Origin of the sequence: Streptosporangium heterodermiicola (genome assembly GCF_051390675.1) — a bacterium.
Taxonomy (GTDB): domain Bacteria; phylum Actinomycetota; class Actinomycetes; order Streptosporangiales; family Streptosporangiaceae; genus Streptosporangium.
The window spans coordinates 280,519-295,486 of sequence record NZ_JBPJSR010000008.1 but is presented as its reverse complement, the minus strand read 5'-3'; the positions used below and the strand labels follow the sequence as shown (position 1 = coordinate 295,486).

At 71.4% G+C, this 14,968-nt stretch carries 14 protein-coding genes; 12 read left to right on the top strand and 2 right to left on the bottom strand.

Features of this window, described 5'->3' with window-relative positions:
• Window positions 1-202: 202 nt before the first annotated feature.
• The 3 genes from ACSC1Q_RS19825 to ACSC1Q_RS19815 all read left to right on the top strand — a co-directional run bounded on the left by ACSC1Q_RS19825 (window position 203) and on the right by ACSC1Q_RS19815 (window position 2,650).
• Entirely contained in the window at window positions 203-883 is a 681-nt protein-coding gene (locus ACSC1Q_RS19825; protein WP_436760180.1) for a GAP family protein, read from the top strand.
• 262 nt (window positions 884-1,145) lie between these two features.
• Window positions 1,146-1,994 (top strand): ErmE/ErmH/ErmO/ErmR family 23S rRNA (adenine(2058)-N(6))-methyltransferase, encoded by an 849-nt coding sequence (erm, locus tag ACSC1Q_RS19820; RefSeq protein WP_436760179.1) that lies wholly within the window; start codon window positions 1,146-1,148, stop codon window positions 1,992-1,994.
• Window positions 1,995-2,176: 182 nt separating this feature from the next.
• Window positions 2,177-2,650: an HIT family protein gene (locus tag ACSC1Q_RS19815; protein WP_436760178.1), complete on the top strand. Its 474-nt coding sequence runs from the start codon at window positions 2,177-2,179 to the stop codon at window positions 2,648-2,650.
• A 78-nt stretch (window positions 2,651-2,728) separates the two neighbouring features.
• On the opposite strand, the gene ACSC1Q_RS19810 is transcribed toward ACSC1Q_RS19815, so the two are convergent.
• Window positions 2,729-3,352 carry an NADPH-dependent FMN reductase gene (locus tag ACSC1Q_RS19810; protein ID WP_436760177.1) on the bottom strand — a complete coding sequence of 208 codons (624 nt, stop codon included), beginning with the start codon at window positions 3,350-3,352 and terminating at the stop codon, window positions 2,729-2,731.
• Between the two features lie 155 nt (window positions 3,353-3,507).
• Between ACSC1Q_RS19810 and ACSC1Q_RS19805 the strand changes: the two genes are divergently transcribed.
• From ACSC1Q_RS19805 to ACSC1Q_RS19775, 7 genes are all read left to right on the top strand, one after another.
• Complete coding sequence (locus ACSC1Q_RS19805) at window positions 3,508-4,362, top strand: helix-turn-helix domain-containing protein (protein WP_436760176.1); 855 nt, start codon at window positions 3,508-3,510, stop codon at window positions 4,360-4,362.
• 192 nt (window positions 4,363-4,554) lie between these two features.
• The gene (locus tag ACSC1Q_RS19800) at window positions 4,555-5,631 is read left to right on the top strand and encodes a phosphotransferase family protein (RefSeq protein ID WP_436760175.1); all 1,077 of its coding nucleotides are present in this window, start codon (window positions 4,555-4,557) and stop codon (window positions 5,629-5,631) included.
• Window positions 5,632-5,668: 37 nt separating this feature from the next.
• Window positions 5,669-6,679, top strand: a complete 1,011-nt coding sequence (locus tag ACSC1Q_RS19795; protein ID WP_436760174.1) for a sigma-70 family RNA polymerase sigma factor — start codon at window positions 5,669-5,671, stop codon at window positions 6,677-6,679.
• Window positions 6,680-6,799: 120 nt separating this feature from the next.
• Window positions 6,800-7,561, top strand: coding sequence for an SDR family NAD(P)-dependent oxidoreductase (locus ACSC1Q_RS19790; RefSeq protein ID WP_436760173.1), 762 nt, complete (start codon window positions 6,800-6,802; stop codon window positions 7,559-7,561).
• An 80-nt stretch (window positions 7,562-7,641) separates the two neighbouring features.
• A complete protein-coding gene (locus ACSC1Q_RS19785) occupies window positions 7,642-7,800 on the top strand; it encodes a hypothetical protein (protein WP_436760172.1) in 159 nt (52 codons plus the stop codon).
• Window positions 7,801-8,055: 255 nt separating this feature from the next.
• Window positions 8,056-10,305: a GH92 family glycosyl hydrolase gene (locus ACSC1Q_RS19780; protein ID WP_436760266.1), complete on the top strand. Its 2,250-nt coding sequence runs from the start codon at window positions 8,056-8,058 to the stop codon at window positions 10,303-10,305.
• Window positions 10,302-11,576, top strand: a complete 1,275-nt coding sequence (locus tag ACSC1Q_RS19775) for a glycosyltransferase (protein WP_436760171.1) — start codon at window positions 10,302-10,304, stop codon at window positions 11,574-11,576. Before ACSC1Q_RS19780 ends, ACSC1Q_RS19775 begins: the two co-directional genes overlap by 4 nt.
• A 215-nt stretch (window positions 11,577-11,791) precedes the next feature.
• Here ACSC1Q_RS19775 and ACSC1Q_RS19770 read toward each other — a convergent pair whose 3' ends face one another.
• On the bottom strand, window positions 11,792-12,544 hold the full coding sequence (locus tag ACSC1Q_RS19770) for a hypothetical protein (RefSeq protein ID WP_436760170.1): 753 nt from the start codon (window positions 12,542-12,544) through the stop codon (window positions 11,792-11,794).
• Between the two features lie 268 nt (window positions 12,545-12,812).
• Between ACSC1Q_RS19770 and ACSC1Q_RS19765 the strand changes: the two genes are divergently transcribed.
• Window positions 12,813-13,175, top strand: coding sequence for a nuclear transport factor 2 family protein (locus tag ACSC1Q_RS19765; RefSeq protein ID WP_436760169.1), 363 nt, complete (start codon window positions 12,813-12,815; stop codon window positions 13,173-13,175).
• 254 nt (window positions 13,176-13,429) lie between these two features.
• Window positions 13,430-14,425 carry a hypothetical protein gene (locus tag ACSC1Q_RS19760; RefSeq protein WP_436760168.1) on the top strand — a complete coding sequence of 332 codons (996 nt, stop codon included), beginning with the start codon at window positions 13,430-13,432 and terminating at the stop codon, window positions 14,423-14,425.
• Window positions 14,426-14,968: the final 543 nt, after the last annotated feature.

Sequence of the window (14,968 nt, the reverse complement as noted above, 5' to 3'; positions counted from 1 at the left end):
AGGTCACGCGGGGTCCGGCGTCGCATGATCGGAGGTGAGAAGAAGCGGACCCCGGAGCCCCGCCGATCCCCCCGCCCCCGCCTCCGCCTCCGCGGCCCCCGTACCCGCCCTCACGGCCACGGCACCTGACCCGGAGCGGCACCGGAACAGGCGGGGCAGGCGGGGCCGCCGCGTCCCCCGGCGTCACCGACGGAGAGCGAAGTTGACCACCGAACTGGTACTGACCCTGGGAGCCCTCGCGCTCGTCGACAGCACGAGCTTCGGGACCCTCGGCATCCCCGCCTACCTGCTGCTCGCCTCCGACCGGTCACCGACCGGCCGCCTGCTGGTCTATCTCGCCACGGTCGCCGCCTTCTACTTCGCCGTCGGCGTCGGGCTGATGCTCGGGCTGGCCGCGGCCCTCGACACCTTCGAGGAGGCCCTGTACAGCCGTACCGCCTACTGGATCCAGCTGGTGATCGGCGTGGGGCTGTTCCTGCTCAGCTTCCGTTTCGACTCCAAGAAGCGGAAGGAGAGGGAGGGGCCGAGCCGCTGGGAGCCCCGCCTCGGCGGGCCGGGGGCGATGGTCCTCCTGGGGCTGACCGCCGCCCTGCTGGAGGTCGCGACGATGGTCCCCTACCTCGGCGCGATCGGCTTCATGACCGGCGCGGGCCTGCCCGCCACCCAATGGGTGCCGCTGCTCGCGGCCTACGTGCTCGTGATGATCCTGCCGCCGCTCGTGCTGCTCGGCGTCAAGACCGTCGCCGGAGGCTGGCTGGACCCGAAGCTGGAACGGCTGCGCGCCTGGATGCGCAGGAACTCGGCCTCCGCGATCGGCTGGACCCTGGGCATCGTCGGCTTCCTCATCGCCCGCGACGCGGCGGGGCGCCTGTTCTCGGGCTGACCTCCCCGCCCGGCGGGAGCCGGTAGGAGTCGGCGGAAGCCGGTGGAAAACCCGTTGCGAGGCAGCGAGACGGCTCGTACCGTCTAGTGCCATGTGCTTGTACTTCGCCTGCCAGATGGTCGGCTACGTGATCCGTCCCCGCGGCCGCCGGGCTCTGGTCCGCTAGGGACGCGTCACCTCCTCTCCGTTCTCCACGCGTCCCCGATGCGCGCCCAGGGCCTCCGAGACCTTTCCTCATCTCGGACCCGAAAGGGCGAAAGCTGTGACGCGCTCCTTCGCGCACGGAAACCATTCACACACCCAGAGAAAGGCCGGGAACGGCGGTGGCCAAGGTGGCCGCGGTGGCCGCGGTGGCCGCGACCGGGCCAGACGCACCCTCTCGCAGAACTTCCTCGTCGATCCGCGCGCCGTACGGCGGATGGCGAGGGCGACCGGATCGCACGGGCTGCTCCTGGAGCCCGGCGCGGGAGAGGGTGTCCTCACCCTCGCCCTCGCGGGAAGCTGCGACAGGGTCGTGGCGTACGAGATCGACCCGCTGTACGCGGGCAGGCTCGCCGCCCGCACCCGCGACGACGACCGGATCGAGGTGGTCAGGGGTGACTTCCTGACCGCGCGGTTCCCGCGCGGGCCGTTCGCGGTCGCCGGGAACATCCCGTACTCGATCACCTCCAGGATCGTCGACCGGTGTCTGCGCGCGCCCGCGCTCACCTCGGCGACCCTGCTCACCCAGCTGGAGTACGCGCGCAAGCGTTCCGGCGACTTCGGCCGCTGGAGCAAGCTGACCGTGCTGACGTGGCCCGGCCACTCCTGGGAGCTGGCCGGGCGCGTCGGGCGCGAGAGCTTCCGGCCGGTGCCCGCCGTCGACTCGGCGATCCTGCGGATCGTGTCGCGCCCCGTCCCGCTGCTGGACGGCGGCCGGGACGCGGCCTGGCGGGAGTTCGTCGAGCACGGCTTCACCGGGCTGGGCGGTTCGCTGCGCGCCTCGCTGCGGATGCGGTACGCCCCCCACCGGGTCGACGCCGCGTTCGCGGAGGCGCGGGTGGACCGCGACACCGTGGTGGCGTTCGTCCATCCCGACCGGTGGCTCACGCTCTTCGAACTGCTCCACTGAGACACCCGGGAACCCACGGGGCCACCCGGTTCCGGCCCGCCCCATCGGCCGGACCCGGGTGGTCCCGTGTGGCCCCGTCTTCATGACGAACGGGCACTCCGGAAAACGACATCTCCCGCCCCCCGCATCCCTTTTGACTCGAACTGGCAAGCGAAGTCATGAGATCTCGTAACATCGGCGTCATGATGACTTCCACGGGCTGCTATCCGTGCGATCAGGAAGCGCGGTTCGACGTGTCGCCCCCTCGGGAGCGGATCGCGTTCGACGACCACTGGCGGGTGGCGCACGCGATCAACAGCGCGCTGCCCGGATGGCTGGTGCTCGTCCCCCGGCGCCACGTCACGACCGTCGCGGCCCTGACCGACGCCGAGGCGTCCTCCCTCGGCCTCTGGCAGGCCCGGCTTTCGCGGGCGCTCCACGAGGTGACCGGCTGCGTGAAGACGTACGTGGTGCAGTTCGCCGAGCTCGAAGGCTTCGAGCACGTGCACTTCCACATCGTGCCGCGCATGGGCGACCTGCCGGGCGAGCTGCGGGGACCCCGGGTGTTCGGGCTCATGAACGGCACGTGCGGCGAGCACGTCACCACCGAGCAAATGGACGAGACGGCCGCCGAGCTCGGCCGGGTCCTCCAGGGAAGCACCGTGGAGATCTCGTGAGATCCGTGAAGATCAGCCGGATCGTGACGGCAGCCTGACCCGGCGAACGGCCACGGCAAACGGCTTCTCCGGCGGGCCCTACCCCTCGGACCCCTCGGACCCCTCGGCGGCGTACGGGCGGTCGCGGCGGGCGTCGTGCAGGACCGAGCCCCACCAGAGGAGCTGGTCGAGCAGCACCTTCGCGGCGTGGTCCGGGCCCTCGGGGTCCTTGAGGACGCCGTCGGGGCCGAACAGCTCGTAGTAGCGGGGGAAGCTGACGTAGTCGCGGACCGTGTGAGCGTGCAACTCGCCGAAGACCTGGCGCAGCTGCTCTATCGCGAGGAGGCCGCCACTCGCCCCGCTGTAGCCGACGAAGCCGATCGCCTTGGCCTCCCACTCGGTGTAGTGCCAGTCGATGGCGGCCTTCAGCGAGGCCGGGAAGCTCCGGTTGTAGTCCGGCGTCACCACGACGATCGCGTCGGCCGCCCCGATACGCCGGGTGAGGTCCGCCATCTCGGCGGGACGGGCCATGTTCGGTTCGAGCGCGGGCGGCAGGGACGGCAGTTCGAGCGGCAGCGGCGTGTCCGCGAGGTCGATGAGATCCACCGCGAACCGGCCGTCTCGCTCGGCCCGCTCGGCGAACCAGTTCGCGACCACCGGGCCGAACCTGCCCTCCCTGACGCTACCGATGATCACTGCGAGGTTGAGGGTCTCACTGGGCATTGCTGTGCTCCCTGTAGGAGAGGAGATGCGGGTCGGAGGCGACCGTGAAGGTCACGTCCCCAACCTGCCGGGCGGGGCGGGGACCAGGAAGACCGGGCCGAGACTGGTAGTGGCAGGGCCACGACCCCGGTGGCCACGGCTGTTACGTTCGAAACGTGAGCGACAACGAGCTGGGCATGTTCCTGCGCATCCGCCGTGAAGCCGTCACCCCCGCCGAGGTGGGGCTGCCCACCGGCCCCCGCCGCCGCACGCCGGGCCTGCGCAGGGCCGAGCTGGCCACGCTCGCCGGGGTCAGCGTCGAATACCTGACCCGCCTCGAACAGGGACGCGACCGCCGCCCGTCCGCGCCCGTGCTCTCCGCGCTGGCCTCCGCGCTACGGCTCACCACTAGCGAACGCGTCCACCTGCACCGGATCTCCAAGGCGGCCGACGGCGGCTTCACCTGCATGGGCGCCACGATGCCGGCCCGCACGGTCCGCCCCACCGTGCGGGCGCTGCTCGACCGGCTGGAGCCCGCCCCCGCCCTGCTCCTCAACCGGCTGAGCGAGATCCTCGCCTGGACGGCGGGGTACGAACGGCTGGCGGGGCCGATCGGCCTGCTGGACGGCAGCCCGCCGAACCTCGCCCGCTTCGTGTTCGCCGACGGCCGGGCGCGGACCGCCTACCCCGACTGGGACCGGGTCGCCGACGAACAGGTCGCCGCCCTCAAGCAGGGGCCGTTCCGGGCGGACTGGCACATCGCCACGCTCGCCGACGAGCTGGCCGTCACCGCCGGGGCGGCCTTCTCCGGGCGGGTGGACACCCTGCCCGGCCTCCCGAAGTCCAGCGGCGTCACGCGGCTGGTCCACCCCGACGCGGGTGAGCTGCGCCTGGCGTACGAGACCCTCGAACTGCCCGCCGACGACGACCAGCGCCTCATCGTCCACCTCCCCGCCGACAGCGCCACCTCCGCCGCGCTCGACCGCCTCGCCGGCCGCCACCCGGGCGCCCTGCGCGCGGTCTCCAGCTGACACGGAGCGCGCCGCTGGACTTCGGAAGGCCGGGACTCCGCCCCCTCTACGTGCGAAGGTTCGGCATCCGGCGGTTCTTCGACCGGCGCGTGTCCCCTCCCGGCCCGGCGTACCCGGCCACGGGCGATGATTTCCCGGGCCTCCGCGGGTTGTACGCGGTGACGGAACCCGTCGGCCCACGAGGAGGCACGCATGACAGGCACGGCAGGCACGACAGGCACGACACGCGCGGAGAGCCGGGAGGCGGACCCCGGGCACGGAACCGCGCTCTGGTCGTCGGCGGCCTGGCGGCGGAGCGCGGTGTCGTGGCTGGACGAGCGGCTCGCCGCGGCGGGGACGGAACGGACCGGCGAGGTCACCCAGCCGCACCTGCGCCCGTGGGGGACGGTCCTCAGGGCGCCCACCGCCAACGGCCCGGTGTGGCTGAAGGCCCCCGGACCGGACACCGCGTTCGAGGTGGGGCTCTACCGGCTCCTGCTGCGGGTCACGCCGGAGCGGATCCCGCCCCCGATCGCCGTCGACGTCGAGCGCGGCTGGGTCGTGCTGCCCGACGGCGGGACGCCCCTCGGGGATCGCGTGGACGGCGCCGCCCTGGCAGACGCCCTGGTGACTGTCCTCCCGGAGTACGGCCGGTTGCAGCGCGACCTCATGCCGCACGTCCGGGACCTGCGGGCCCTCGGCGTCACCGACATGCGCGCCGCCGTCATGCCGCGACGCTTCGACGAGGCGGCGCACGCGGCCGGGGAGTACGTGGAGCGGTACGGCGACCCGTCCGACAGGGAGACCCACCGGCGCGTGACCGCCATGCGCGGCGCCTTCGTCTCGTGGAGTGAGCGGCTCGCCGCCGCGTCCGTACCGCCGAGCCTGGACCACAACGACCTCCACCCCTGGAACATCCTGGTGACCGGCACCGCTCCGGCCCTCCGGGTGCGGTTCTACGACTGGGGCGACAGCGTCGTGGCCCATCCGTTCGCCGGCATGCTGGTCGCCCTGGGATTCCTGCGCTCCCGGCTGGGGGTCGCCCCCGACGACCCGGCGATCTTGCGCCCCAGGGACGCCTACCTTGAGGTGTTCGGCGACCTCGCCCCGCACGCGGAGCTCGTCGAGGAGCTGGAGCTGGCCTGCCAGGTCGGCAAGGTCGCTCGCACCCTGGTCTGGGAGCGGTCGATCCGCGCCCAGGGCCACGCGCGGGCGGGCGAGTTCGCGAGGGCGCCGCTGAACTCCTTCGCGTCCCTGCTCGCGGACTCGTGGATCGCGCTTGGAGCCTGACCCCGCCCGCGGGGGCTCGCCGGTAAGGTTCCGCGAGATGAGCGAGGCCGAGTGGGGATCCGGGACCGACGCGCCCCGAGCGCGGCTGCTGGACGCCGCGCGGAGGGGTGACTCCGACGCCTTCGGGCACCTGGTCGACCCGTTCCGCGGTGAGCTGCACGCGCACTGCTACCGGATGCTCGGATCGGTCCACGACGCCGAGGACGCCCTGCAGGAGGCACTGGTACGCGCCTGGCGGGGCCTGGAGCGGTTCGAGGACCGCGGCTCGATCCGGTCGTGGCTGTACAAGATCGCGACCAACAGGTGCCTGACGCTGATCGAACGCCGGGGCCGCCGGGAGCTGCCCACCGATTTCAGGCCGGGTGCCGCCCCGCTCGCCGAGACCTCGTGGATCGAGCCGTACCCCGACGAGAGGCCGGGTCCCGAGGCCCGCTACATGGCGCGCGAGGGGATGGAGCTCGCCTTCGTCGCCGCGCTCCAGCACCTGTCGGCCCGCCAGCGAGCCGTCCTGGTCCTGCGTGAGGTCCTCGGATTCTCGGCGCGCGAGGTCGCGGACCTGATGGAGACCACCGTCGCGTCGGTCAACAGCGCGCTGCAGCGCGCCCGCAAGACCCTCGGCACCCGGCTTCCCGGCACCGGCGGCCCACGCTCCTCAGACGAGGAAGGGCTGGACGAGGAGGGGCTCCGGGAGCTGGCGGACCGGTACGCGACCGCGTGGGAGGCCGGAGACGTCGAGGCCATCGTGGCGATGCTGACCGACGACGCCAGGTACGCGATGCCGCCGCTGCCGGAATGGTACGGGGGTCACGAGGAGATCAGGGCCTTCCTGGTCGAGGGGCCGCTGACCTACCGGTGGCGCTTCCTGCCCGCGTACGCGAACGGGCAGCTCGCGTTCGGCACCTACGCGTGGGACGAGGACAGGAAGGTCTACGTCGCGCTGGGACTCGACCTGCTCGCGCCGCGCGGCACGAGGATCGCCGAGGTCGTCTCGTTCCTGACACCGGAGATCTTCCCCGCGTTCGGCCTCCCCACCGAGATCGCGGACTGAGCGAGCCGGGCAGACCCGTCGATTTCGAGACCGGATGATTTCCGGCCCGGCCGATGAGTTCGGCGCCCTCCACGGGTCGTACGGGTGAACACCACCCGATCGGCACTCAGGAGGCAGGCCATGTTGCTCAAGGGCAGGAACGCGATCGTCTACGGCGGGGGCGGCTCGGTCGGAGGCGCCGTCGCCCGCGCGTTCGGCCGCGAGGGGGCCCGCGTCTTCCTCGCCGGGCGGACCACGGCCACCCTGGAGAGGGTCGCCGGCCAGATCCGTACCGCGGGGGGCGCGGCCGAGACCGCCGAGGTCGACGCGCTGGACGAGAGGTCGGTCGACGAGCACGCGGCCGCCGTCGCGGCCGAGGCCGGAAGCATCGACGTGTCCCTCAACGTGATCGCGGACCGGGACGTGCAGGGAACACCGATGATCGACATGTCACCCGAGGACTATCTGAGCCCGGTCGTGACCGCCGTACGCTCGAAGTTCCTCACGTCACGCGCCGCCGCCAGGCACATGGTCCGGCAGCGGTCGGGTGTGATCATGGCGTTCGGCGGGACGGGCGACCGGAGCTCGGCGCGCCGTTACAACCTGGGCGGCCTGCAGGTCGCGTTCGACGCGGTCGAGGCGATGCGACGCCAGCTGGCCGCCGAGCTCGGGCCGTACGGGATCCGCGTCGTCACCCTGCAGACCGGCGGCCTGCCCGAGACGATCCCGGCCGGCTTCGACCAGCGCGAGGCCGTCGAGCGGGACATCGTCGGGCAGACCCTGACCGGGCGGGCGGCGTCACTGGAGGACGTCGGCAACGTGGCCGTCTTCGCCGCCTCCGACTGGGGCCGCACCATGACGGGGGCGGCGATCAACATCACCTGCGGCGCGGTCCTGGACTGACGGCCTCAGACTGACGGTCCCGGACCAACGGCCCTGGCCTGGCGCTCCCGGACTGACGGTCCCGGACCAGCGATCCCGGGTTGACAGCCCTGGGAACAATCCTCGCGCACGTCCGGCCGAACGCGATCGTCTCCTTGCCCGAGGGCCTCGGGCAACTGCTCGTCGTTCTCACCGCGGCCTCCGGCAGCCGCGCGGCCGACCGACTGCGCGACCTCTCGGCCGTCCACCACGCCAGGTAACAACCGGCCGGCTGCGCACCCCTCGGCCGTCCAACACACCAGGTAACCGACCGGCGTCGGCGCGCCTCCGAGCACGCGGCCGGCGATGACGTGCCCACCGGGGCGGGAAACGCCCCGGTGCCCCCCTGCTTCCCTTCCCCGGCGACCTGCCAAGCCCCTCACCTGCGGGGATAGGACAGGGCGGCAAGCCCGCGAAGCCTGTGTGAAAAGAGGATTTCATCTCCCCGAAACCTACGACAGCATCACACTGGGTAGATTTCCGCCATCCTCGACAACGTTGACCCTTTCATCGGTACAGCGGCCACCGACCTGCCTCGGGCACACGGTCTGGCCGCTACTTGGTGGCGGCCGAAACCGCAGGTGGGCAACACCCACCCGGGAGCCACGTCGCCGCTGGGCATGGTCTCGGCCTGCGCCTACTCCGGCGCGTACCCGACCGGCTACGGCCGGTACACCAAGAACACCGAGGGCGTGCCCGAGGAGATGTTCGGGCGGCTGCAGGCGTCCGGGTTCAGCCACTTCCAGCAGTCCGGCACCGGCGCGATCCGCAAGTACTACAACTACGTCCGGGTCACCCCGATGGTGCAGCCGCTGGACGCGCTGGGAGAGGCCTGGCCACTGCACGACGAGGTGGCGGAGGCGGGCTACTACGCGGCCACCCTGGACACCGGGGTCCGCTGCGAGCTCACCGTGGGCACCAAGGTCGCCGTCCACCGCTACACGTTCCCCGAGCACGGCAGCGCCCGCGTGGTGGTCGACCTGTCCTGCGGCGGCCTCGCCATCGAGCACGGCCGTACCGTGCCGTTGCGGGCGCAGGTGGAGAGCATGGGCCACGGCCGGGCCCAGGGCACGGTGGTGATGGAGGGCGTCCCGCTGTCGGTGTACCTGGAGGTCGACAGCCCGGGCTGGCGGCAGATGCTCTGGTACGACCGCAGGCTCATCGACGGCGGCACCCGCCTGGACTTCGACAGCATCCGGCACACCACGCTGCGGCCCTTCGGCATGCTCTTCATGGGTCCCGCCGAACCGGGGCAGACGATCGAGGTGCGGCTCGGGTTCTCGCTGCGCGGGTGCGACCAGGCGCGGCAGAACCTGGAGAGCGAGTGCGGGCCCACGCGGCAGGCGTTCGACGTGGTGCGTTCCCGGACCCGGGTCCGCTGGGGCGACCACCTCGACCGCGTCCAGGTCGAGGGCGGCACGCCGGCCCGCCGCACCGTGTTCGCGACGTCGCTCTACCACTCGCTGATCAAGCCGTGCTTCGCCGACGACGAGAGCCCGTTCTGGCCGAACTCCGGGCCGTTCGCGTTCGACGTGTGCACCATGTGGGACATCTACAAGACGCAGCTGCCGCTGCTCGCGGCCATCGTCCCCGACCGGGCCGCGGACCTGCTGGAGTCGCTGATCCGGGTCTGCGAGGAGGAGGGCAACTTCCCCGTCGGATACCGGATGGCCCGTGGCGCCGACCGGTTCTACCGCCAGGGAAGCGCGCTCGTGCACACCGCGCTGGCGGACGCCCACGCCCTCGGCCGGGCGGGCCTCGACTGGAACTGGGCGCTCGTGCACATGGTCGACGACCTGCGGCGCCTGTACGGCGAGGAGTTCTTCGAGCACGGGGTGGTGCACCCGATCACCCACACCCTCGACATCGCCTACGGCTACCACTGCACCGCGCAGGTCGCCCGGGCGCTGAACGACCGGCGCCTGGCCGACGACCTCGAAGAGCGCGGCCGCCAGTGGACCAACGCCTTCGACCCGAGCACGGGACTGCTGCGCGACTCGGAGTTCTACGAGGGCGGCAAGTGGAACTACTCGTTCCGGCTGCTGCACGACATGGCCGCGCGGATCGCCCTGGCCGGCGGCGACCGGGCGTTCGCCGGCATGCTGGACCAGTTCTTCGGCTTCGGCGCCGCGCCGGTGACACAGCCCGGCCTGCGCCCCCAGCTGGCGGAGATGGCCGCCGGATACGCCCTGAACCGGTTCGAGGGGCTGAACAACGAGCCCGACATGGAAGCGCCGTGGGCGTACCACTACGCGGGACGGCCCGACCGTACGGCCCAGGTGGTGCAGGCGGCGTTGACCTGGCAGTTCGGCACCGGACCCGGCGGGCTGCCCGGCAACGACGACTCCGGCGGCCTGAGCTCCTGGTACGTCTGGGCGTCGCTGGGACTGTTCCCGATCGCCGGCCAGAACCTGTTCCTGGTCAACGCGCCCGCGTTCGCCAGGTCCGTGCTCAGGACCGGCGGCGGCGAGTTCGTCGTCGAGACCAGCGGGCACCGCGAGACGCCGATCGGCGTCGACGGCCTCGACCGCGACCTGCCGGCGCAGTACGTCCAGTCGGCGACCCTCGACGGCAAGCCTCTGCACGCAACGCACCTGAGCGCCGCCACCGTGCACCGGGGCGGCGTGCTGCACCTGCGGCTGGGCCCGGAGCCGTCGGGGTGGGGGCGGGGGGCCCGCCCGCCGTCCCTTTCCGATCCGCCCGCCAAACCGAAGGAAACACGATGACCAACCCCCGCCGCCGTCTCGTCATCGTGGTCAGGGCCGACCCGGTCATCTGCGGCCACTCCGGCGAGGCCCGCAACCTCGCCGAGGTGGCACTGACCCGCGGATACGACGACGTACGGCTGCTGACCTGGACGATCCCGACGCTGCAGGCGGCCGGGCTGCCGCTCAAGCCGCTCGACCGGCTGCTGCCGTACAGCCCCGGGATCACCGTGGAGCGCCCGGAGCCGGTCGGCGACTACCGGGTGCCCGACGGGCGCCACCAGGCCGGGCTCACCGGCCGCCTCGTCGAGCTGCTCGCCGAACCGGTGCCCACGACCTGCCTGTCCATGTACCTCGTCCCGCACACCTCGGTGGTCATGGACGCGGTCGGGGCCGCGCGCGCGGCCGGGTTCGCGCCCGACGTGCACACCGTCGCGAAGGCGGTCGGCTCCGACGTGACCAACGTGATCCGGTCGTGCCTGCGGGAGGGCCGGTTCGGCGCGGCGACCGTGCTGTTCACCACGTTCCTGGCCAACGACGAGGTCGTCGCGGTCTCCGAGTACACCCGCGAGGAGATCATCGCCTCGGCCGAGCAGGTGGACGCCCACTGCGGCACCGGGTTCGCCGAACAGTGCCGGCGCCGCGTGACCGTCAGCTACCCGCCGATCGACTCCAGCGCCTTCCTCGACCTGGATCCGGCGGACGTGGACACCGCGCTCGCGAGACGCGGGCTGGAGCGCGACGGCTACATCCTGTTCCTGTCCAGGGTGACCCGGGCCAAGGGCATCGACGACCTGATGGCCGCCTACGGCCGGATGCGCTGCCGGTCACGCGTGAAACTGGTCGTCGCCGGCACCGGGACCGCGCTGGAGGAGGTGCGGGCGCTGGCCAAGGAGGACGACCGGGTGATGGTCCTCACCGACGTCGACGACAACGAGAAGCCGCTGCTCATGCGCGGCTGCGCGGCCTACGTCCTGCCGACCAAGCCCGAGCCCGACTTCGTCGAGACGTTCGGCATCGCCCTGGCCGAGAAGATGCTCGCCGGCGGCGGACCGATCGTCACCACCATGACGGGCGGGACCCTGGAGGCGGTCGGCGACACCGCCGTCATCGTCGAGCCCAGGGACATCGGCGGTCTGGCCGAGGCCGTGGACAGGGTGGTCCTGGACATGTCCCCCGCCGAGCGGCAGGACCTGGAACTCCGCGCCCGCACCCGCGCGATGGCGTTCGACCGGGCCGCGGTGTTCGACGACCTGTTCCCCCAGGAGGCACTCACCGCCGGGGCCCACTGACCCGGGCCCCGGCCCCCTGCCCTGGCCCCGGCTCCACCCCGCCGGCCTGATCCTCAGCCGCGCGTCGGTCGTCCGTGTCGTCGGCGTCGTCGGCGTCGGCGTCGGCGGCGGCGCGGTTCCGGTCAGGCCGGGCGGGGTGACGGGCGGGCCGGGACCCGCCGCCACCGGGGCCCGGCCGTTCCCCGGCCGGGCCCCGGACGCGTGTGGAGCCCTCACTACTCGCCGGGCAGCAAGTATCGCCAGGAGAGCACGAAGAGCGCCCCCGAACCGGTCTTGAAGAGTGCCCTGCTGTATTCCTGCTTGGCGGGCACCGCCTTGGTGATCGCGCTCACCGCCGCCCCCTCGACGTCCTTCCGCCAGACCGGGTCCACCGTGCCCGAAGGCTCGGGGACCCCCACGGGCCACGGCGCCGGCTCGCCCTCCGCCGACGCGGCCCCCTCGGCGACGATCCGGACGCGGGTGGAGACGTAGTCACTGCCCGAGGCGGCGGCCCGGGTCGCCAGACCCTCCATCAGCTTCTTCGCGTCCAGGAGCTCCTTCGGGTAGAAGTCCGAGACCTGCTCCAGGGCGGGGACCCGGACCTCCAGCATCTTCCCGTCCTTCCCTCGCACCCCGAGGACGGTGGCCGGCACGTCCGTCACCATCGGAGCGCCCGGCCTGGGTGTCGCGGTCGGCGACTGCCCGGTCAGGTACCTCTCCATCGACGCGACCGTCTCGCCCACCTCGGCATCGGTGAGCTTCACCTGCCTGTTGGCGTCGACGATCACCAGGCCGTCGCCGTACAGCACCACCCTCGGCGGGCGCAGCACGTTCGTGGTCGGGGTCACGAACCCGCCCTCGGCTCCCCACAGGGCGACCGGCTTCGCCGGCCCCTCGTCAACCGGCGTCGCCGACATATCAGCTTCCACTCCTCCACAGGCCGCGACCAGGGACAACAGCGCCACGAGCAGGGTCATCCTTAATCTCATGCTCCAGGAACGTACGGTTCCCCCGGGTGGTTCAGCCGGTGTCGTACGAGGTCAGATGGATTCACCGGCAGGCGGACCTCGTGCGCGGGCCTCGTCGCGGAAGCCGGTCCCGCGGCCGCGGCCGGTGGAGCCCGGCGTGGACGGCAGGGCCCGTCGAGCCCTGGGTGAGCCTTCGGCGATGAGATACCCACCTTCGCGATAGTTGCGTGTCACCCCTCGCCCCGTATCGTCCCCAGCAGTGATCCCGAGCGCGTGAGGAAGGGGCGGCGTGACCGACGATGTGGTGCGACGCGTTTTCGAGATAGTCGACTCGTTCGACCCCGACGAGTTCGTACAACTGCTGGCCGAGGACGCCACGCTGGTGTTCGGCAACGCCGAGCCGATGGTCGGCCGCGAGACCATCGCCGCCGGGCTGCGGGCTTTCTTCTCCACCATCGCCGGCCTGCGGCACCGCGTCGTCAGGAACTGGCGGGTGGACGCCGACATCATCGCCGAGACCGAGGTGACCTACCGGCGGCTCGACGGCAAGGAGGCGAGCGTCGTGGCCGTGTCGATCTGGCACACCCGCGACGACGGCCTGATCACGGACTACCGCGTATTCGTCGACCTCGCCCCCGTCTACGCGGCCTGAGGCGGCACTTCCACGAGGGGCTGGAACGGCCGTGACACTCGGCGTCGCCGAGACCGAGGCCCGCCGCACCCGGCCGCACGTCCACCGGGATCCCGGGACACGGGCGCCCCGCGTTGTCATGGGAGCCGACTGACATCCCCGCGAGATCACCGTATCTTTGCGTCGGAACGTTCTCTCCCGAGCAGGGGAACGACGTGGACGAGCATCACCCCCTTGGCGGGATCCCGCGCGACCGTGCGCCGATCGGCCGCGCGTTGGACGATCAGCTCCCCTATCCGCAGCGCATGTTCGGCAACAAGGACAAGCTGGTCGACGTCGTGATGCGCCTGCTCGACGAGCACGAGGGCTTCGTCCGCCTGGCTCCCTGCCGGCTTTCCGGCGTCACGCCCGGATCGGCCGTCATCGCGCTGAGCGATCGGCGCACCCACCTGGCCGACATCGACATGAGCTACCGGACTTCCGACACGGTCACCATCGGCCACGGTGACCTGAGAGACGTCGCCGTCCACAACGACCGCAGGCTCGGCGTCCTCAACACGGCCGACATCGGGCTCGAAACCGCTTCGGGCAGGTTCCTCGTCCGCGGCCTGCTCCGCTGGCAGGCGGAAGCCGTCAAGTCCGAGCTGGAACGCCTGAGCGGATGTCACGAGCGGGCACGCCGGCCGGAGGCGCGCGAGCGCGGGGATCTCGGGCGTGAGCTGGTCCGGATGGGCTTCGCCGTGGACATCGTCGGATACAGCGGCCGCTCCTCACCCCAGAAGAAGGAGCTGCAGGAGCGGCTGGTGACGATTTTCACCCAGATGATGGACGAGCTGGGCCTCGACCCCACCGCGACCGATCGGCAGGACACCGGCGACGGCATGAACGTCTTCCTGCCGCAGGCCGTGGAACTGCACACCATGCTGCCCCACCTGCTGCACGCCTGGCGCGATCGCCTGGCACAGGACAACCGGCGCTGTCTCGACCACATGAGACTGCGCATGGCCGTGGTCCTCGGCCCCGTGGGAATGGCGGCACTCGGCTACTCCGGCTCCACCATCGTCGAGGTCAGCCGCATGCTCGACAGCGACCCCCTGCGCCAGGCCGTCCGCGACCACCCCCAGGCCGATCTCGCGGTCCTGGTCTCGGACCTCCTCCACCGATACACAGTGCGTGAAGGGCACCCCGCCCTCGACCCGTTCGACTTCACCCCCTGCCACGTGAGCAACAAGGGCTTCACGACCAACGCGTGGCTGTGGACCGCACGATGACAAACGCCCCTCTCCGAAGCCGGGAAGTGCCCCACCTCATTGACCACGGGTTCACGTTCGCGGTTTCGCCGACGGATCTACGGGGTCAACGAAATCGATCAAACTCGGCCGGCCACTAGAACATCGAGATCTGATCCGCCATGACGACTGACCTGCGGTGATCTCTTGGAAGGTGTTCTGAGCTGGGCTTTTGGCGTTCACTGATTCTCATCGTTTCGTGCTGCTTCTGGCGCCCATGTGCCCTGGATGTGCCCTGCCCTCGTAGATCTGAGTGACCTCCGACCCATGACGTGGCCACCTGCGAAGATAGCTCGATCTTGTCGATGATCAGCGGTTACGCTTGCGAACATCCCACATCGCTTCTCGCTGATTCCGGTGCCCCACAGAATAGCGACGGAACAAGAGCAACCTTAAGAGGCCCTGCTCAAGCGTGTGATGACGACTGATCGTGCGGGCCTGGGAGGCTGTGTTACCGCATTCGGGTGCTGTACAGCAGGCACTCTACCAGGCGGGACATGAGCCTACGGGTATCGCAACTGCGGT